A 524-nucleotide genomic window follows, 5' to 3' on the forward strand; every position below is an offset into this window, starting at 1 on the left:
AACTCAGTTTGGCGTGCTCGCTACACCATCCATCGAATCTATACCGAATTCATTTTTGAGCTGTCGTACAATGCGATGTCGCGAAAAGCTCTGTCTGAAAAGGTTGAACATGTTAAAAAAATGGCTCAAACGTCTAGCTCCCGTATTGGTCCTTGCCGTGGCATTCGGCATATTCGCCGCTCTGCAAGCCAATAAACCCATGCCAGAAAAAAAAGAGGCCCAAGCTAGGGTTTTACAGGTTTACACAACTCCAGCGAGCCTCGAATCGACCTTCTTCGATGTCTTCGCCCAGGGCGAAGTCAAAGCACGCACCGCCATCAACTTGGCGGCCCAAGTGGGCGGACGTGTGGAATGGGTATCAGACCAGTTTATTGCGGGTGGGGCATTTAATGCGGGCGAGCCCATCCTTCGATTAGAAGCAGTCGACTATCAACTCGCTTTAAACCAAGCCGAAGCATCTTTAGCGAACGCGAGTGTAATGCTCGAAAAAGCAGAGGCCGATGCGGATGTGGCACGTAAGCAAC

The 524-nt window shown here is 50.6% G+C and carries 1 pseudogene; it reads left to right on the top strand.

Features of this window, described 5'->3' with window-relative positions:
- Nucleotides 1–109: 109 nt before the first annotated feature.
- Nucleotides 110–524: pseudogene (locus ACTF5Z_RS09425) on the top strand (efflux RND transporter periplasmic adaptor subunit); the annotation flags it as partial.

This window comes from Aequoribacter sp., assembly GCF_965659035.1.
GTDB lineage: Bacteria > Pseudomonadota > Gammaproteobacteria > Pseudomonadales > Halieaceae > Aequoribacter.